Below are 4,489 nucleotides of genomic sequence, written 5' to 3' on the forward strand. Positions count from 1 at the left end.
TGGCTGAAGTTCAGCCAGTGCTTCATGCAGGGCGTCGCTGCCGACCTTGGCGCCGCAGCCGGCGCAGTGCAGGGCGTCCGGGTCGGCGGGGGCGGTGGACATGGCGGGTAGCTGCCGATCGAACTTGGCCATGAAGGCCCGGTCGATATGGTCTTTCCAGCGCCATACCCAATGCCCGGCCAGGGACAGGTTGCCTCCCCGGCTGGCAATGGCGTCTTTGCCGCCGGCGGACAGCAGCGACAGGAATCGGGATTGCGGGCGATAGGCAGCCAGCGGTTGCCCTTGAATGGCCGCGCGCAGGTTGTCGGCCAGGGTGCGCGCCTGACGAACCGCATAGACCCCGGCCTTGGGCAGGGGTATGGGGAAGGCGGCGCAGTCACCGGCGGCAAAAATGCGTGTATCGGAGAGCGTTTGCAGGCTTTCCGTGACGCGTACAAAACCCCGTTCGTCGCACTCCAGCCCGCTGTCTTCCAGTATCGCCAGGCCACGCACTCCCGTGCACCAGAGCACCCATTGGGCGGTTAGCGGCTGATCCCCCCTATGTAGTTGCTGTTGCGCATCACCGTGAACGCGACTGTGGGTATGCAGGGTGACGTTATGGGCTTGCAGCCGTTGGCGCATTTTCGCGCGCACGCTGGCGGGAAAGCCGGGTAACAAATCACCACCGGTGATCAGTTCAATCTCTGCCGCTTGCTGGCGGTTCTGAAAATGGTGGGCCATGGCCAGGGCCATTTCGGTACCGCCGGCACCGGCGCCGACCACCGCCAGTGAGGGCGTTTGCCCGCCGGCGTCGCGGCAGAGTTGTTGCCAGCGGGTATAAAAGCTGGCCACCGGTTTGACCGGCACAACGCTGGCGTGACCGTTGCCGATGGGCGAGAGATCCGGCGTGGCGCCCACGTCCAGGCTCAGCCAGTCGTAGGCCAGCTGGCTGCCATCGCTGAGCTGTAATTGCCGTTTCTTTGGATCAAGCTGTGTGACGCTGGCCTGAACAAACCGGCAGCCGCTGGCCTGGCATAACCGGTACACATCCACATGGGTGTCATCCAGCGTGTAGTGTCCGGCGATCAGCCCCGGCAACATGCCGGAATAGGCGCTCAGGCTGTCCGGAGACACCATAGTCAGGCGTACGCCGGGAATCGGTTTCATGGCCAGCATGCGCAGGGCCAGCGCGTGGCTGTGGCCGGCGCCGACAAAGACCAGATCGTATTGGGCGGAGGGGCTTATCACAGTGGCATCATCACAGTTGCAGGTCGCCTTGCAGGTAGCAGCGGGCGCTGCCGCTGAGGGTGACGCGGTCGCCTTTCAGCTGGCAGTGCAGCTCACCGCCACGGGCAGAGAGCTGGCGGGCATGGAGGGTGTTTTTGCCGAGTTTTTCTGCCCAGTAGGGCACCAGGGTGCAATGGGCCGAGCCGGTGACCGGGTCTTCCGGAACGCCTTTGGCCGGGGCAAAAAAACGGCTGACAAAATCACAGTCGTCGCCGGGAGCGGAAATCATTACCGCGAAGGTATCCAGCGCCGCGATGGCGGTGAAGTCGGGTTGGAAATTGCGTACCTGATCGGCGTTGTCCACGATGATCAGGGTGTCCCGGGCTTGCAGCACTTCGCGGATGGGCACATCCAGCGCCCGGGAAAACGGGGTGATGTCGGTGAGCGCGTGGGCCGGCCGTGACGGAAAATCCAGGCTTAACGTCTGCCCGCTGCGGGTCACGAACAAGGGGCCGGAGGCGGTAGAAAAGCGCACACGTTCACCGGGAAAGCCCAGCGCATTGAACACCACCCAGGCGGCGGCCAGTGTCGCGTGACCACACAGGTCGACTTCCACCTGAGGGGTAAACCAGCGCAACGCATAGCCTTGATCGTCGGGCACCAGAAAGGCGGTTTCCGAAAGATTGTTTTCCAGTGCGATATTTTGCAGCAGGGCGTCGTCCAGCCAGTGCGTCAGCGGCACCACGGCGGCCGGGTTGCCGGCAAACAGGGCATTGGTAAAGGCGTCCACTTGGTACAGTTTCATAGTGCGACTCGTGTCTGCGTGTTCCCGGTATGCCGGTCAGCTGCTGGCCGGGGCTTTGTGTGCGGGGGTACCTTTGCCGGGCTGCAATCTCAGATGCCGTCGTATCGTACGCGACAGGGCGTCCACGCCCAGATTGAGCAACACCGTGGCCAGGATCAACAGTGCGGTTCGGTCAAAGCGGAATTCCGCCACACTGGAATCAATATAGAAACCCAGGGTGTGAATGCCAAGAATCCCCAGCACCGCCGTTTCGCGCATGATTACCTCCCAGCGATAGAGCAGGAAAGCGAGCAGGTTGGGGCTGATGCGCGGCAAGACCTCCCAGGCGTAGCGGTTGATCCCGCTGGGCGCGTCCGCCCGCAGGCGCAGGGTCTCACTGAAGCGGCCCGTCAGGTGGGCGACGATGGCGCCGGTATGCAGGGCAAGCGCAAAAATGCCGGGCAACATGGAGGGGCCGAGCAGGATCAGGAAAAAGAAGGCGAGGAAAAACTCCGGCGTGGTGCGCAGCACCACCAGCAGACCATGGCCCAGCGTACGGCTGACCCGGTTACCGAATAACGGTGAGGTGAGGGGAAACAATACCAGTGCCAGTATGCCGGTGAGCAGTAGCGCGGCCAGCCCCAATACGCTGGTTTGCCACAGGCCGGGCCACAGCTGTTGCTGCCAGAGCATGGCGAACCATTGCCACAGTTCCAGCAGGCCACCGCCGTGGCGCAGGGGAGCAGGCACCAGATCCACGGTGACAAAACGCACCAGGGTGGACAGGTTGCCGGTAAAAACCGGTGGCGCCCACACCACGGCGGCGATCAAATACAGGGGGATCAGGGCCGGGCGCAGCCACCAGCGCAGGGTGAAAATCAGCGCAAAAAACAGGTACAGCAAAGCTGCGCCCTGATCGTAGACCCCTTCACGAAAAGCGGTTTCCAGATGAAAGCCCAGGGTGGGCAAACCGATAAAGCCGAGAATGGCGGAGGCGCGCAGGGCGCATTCCAGCCGGTAGCTGCCGTAGGCTTTAAAGGCCTGCCAGACCAGCGGCAGGCGGGCGAAGAAAAAGCGGCTGACGGCGGAGGTGCTGGCGGGCAGTGCATGGGAAGGAGCCGGGTCTGATTCTTCGAGAAATTCGCCGAATACCTTGGCAAAGATACCCGCATAGGGAATGGCGATGGCCAGTACCCCGGTGAGCGTGCTCAGGCCGGCAACCTGTAATAGCAGCAGGCCCCAGAACAGCTCATGGACGGCGCGGATGCTGGCGGCGAAACCGCGTACCGCCCGTGACGACCAGCCGATTGCCATCACAAAACCGAACAGGGCGGCCAGCGCGGTGCCCTGCCAGGCAAAGGCCAGGGTATTGGCCAACGCCTGGCCCAGCTGTTCGGTGGCAAAAAAGTCCGGGGCCATAAACCCCCTGGCCATGCGCAGCAGTTCATGGCCAGGGCTGGAACGGGCGATTTCCAGGTCGGCCAGCAACAGTGCCACCAGCCCGGCCAGGGCAAGACCACCGGTGGTGCGCCGCCAGCGACTGGCCGTGGTGTTCAGCGGCGGGCAGGCGGGAGACATGGTAGGGCGTTCACTGCTACGCATCGTCCTGATACAAGGCATCCAGATCGCTGAGTGACAGCGACCGGGTGGCGGCGTCGAGGACGATTTGGCCCTGGTTCAGGCCGATGATCCGATCGCTGCAGGCCAGTGCCAACGCCCGGTCGTGCAGGGCAATCACGGCACTGCGGTGGCGAGCCAGTGACAGGGTGAGCAGAGCCAGGCCCTGATGTTCGTCCAGGCTGGAGACCGGCTCGTCGGCGAGCAGAACCGGGCGTTGGGTGTAGAGGGCCCGGCCCAGCGCGGTGCGTTGCGCCTGGCCGCCGGAGAGTTGGTCGACACTGGTGAACAACTTGTCGTGAAGCGACAGGTCGGTGGCCAGCGCGCCCACCTGTTCACGCTCGTGTCGACTGGGGGCTATCAGGTTGCGCAGGTTGGTGAGGGTGCGGTTGCGCGCCAGGGCGCCCATGTAGATGTTGTGGAACACGCTCAGCATGGGGACCAGGGCGCCCGTCTGGGGGCACCAGGCACAGATACTTTCCTGTTGGCTGCGCAGGGCATCGAGAAGGGTGGACTTGCCAGCACCGGAAGGGCCGAGCAGGGCAACTTTCTCGCCCTGCTCAATGGTCAGTGTCAGGCTGTCGAAGACAACCTGATCGCCATGGCCCAGCCGGGCCTGCTGAAAATCAAACACGCCGGAATTTAGCCTGTGGCCGTTAGTCCAGCAGGCCGATGGCGCTGGCGGTGTCCTCGATGGGGGCATAGTCCGCATTGGAGGCCGGAATAAATTTTTCCCGGGGGAAAGCCTGCAGCAGTGCCGGATCGTCGATGGACAGCAGGGTTTCAGTAACGCGCTGGCTGAAGCCTTCGCCGAAGCGCTCATTCAGATCGCCGCGAACGGTCCAGTGGTAGTCCGGGTAGGTGGGGGTTTCCCAGATCACA

The 4,489-nt window shown here is 63.4% G+C and carries 5 protein-coding genes; all 5 read right to left on the reverse strand.

Annotated elements, in window-relative coordinates:
* Nucleotides 1-1,227, reverse strand: a 1,227-nt coding sequence (locus A3730_RS16345) for an FAD-dependent oxidoreductase (RefSeq protein ID WP_197477499.1), incomplete at its 3' end; no start/stop codon positions are given.
* A gap of 10 nt (nt 1,228-1,237) precedes the next feature.
* Nucleotides 1,238-2,011, reverse strand: coding sequence for a PhzF family phenazine biosynthesis protein (locus A3730_RS16350; RefSeq protein ID WP_063519693.1), 774 nt, complete (start codon nt 2,009-2,011; stop codon nt 1,238-1,240).
* Nucleotides 2,012-2,047: 36 nt separating this feature from the next.
* Nucleotides 2,048-3,568, reverse strand: coding sequence for an ABC transporter permease (locus A3730_RS16355; protein WP_082872423.1), 1,521 nt, complete (start codon nt 3,566-3,568; stop codon nt 2,048-2,050).
* A gap of 16 nt (nt 3,569-3,584) precedes the next feature.
* Nucleotides 3,585-4,241 (reverse strand): ATP-binding cassette domain-containing protein, encoded by a 657-nt coding sequence (locus A3730_RS16360; RefSeq protein ID WP_063519692.1) that lies wholly within the window; start codon nt 4,239-4,241, stop codon nt 3,585-3,587.
* A gap of 22 nt (nt 4,242-4,263) precedes the next feature.
* On the reverse strand, nt 4,264-4,489 hold a 226-nt coding region (locus A3730_RS16365; protein WP_156501226.1), incomplete at its 5' end, for a PhnD/SsuA/transferrin family substrate-binding protein.

It is taken from the genome of Alcanivorax sp. HI0044 (genome assembly GCF_001634945.1).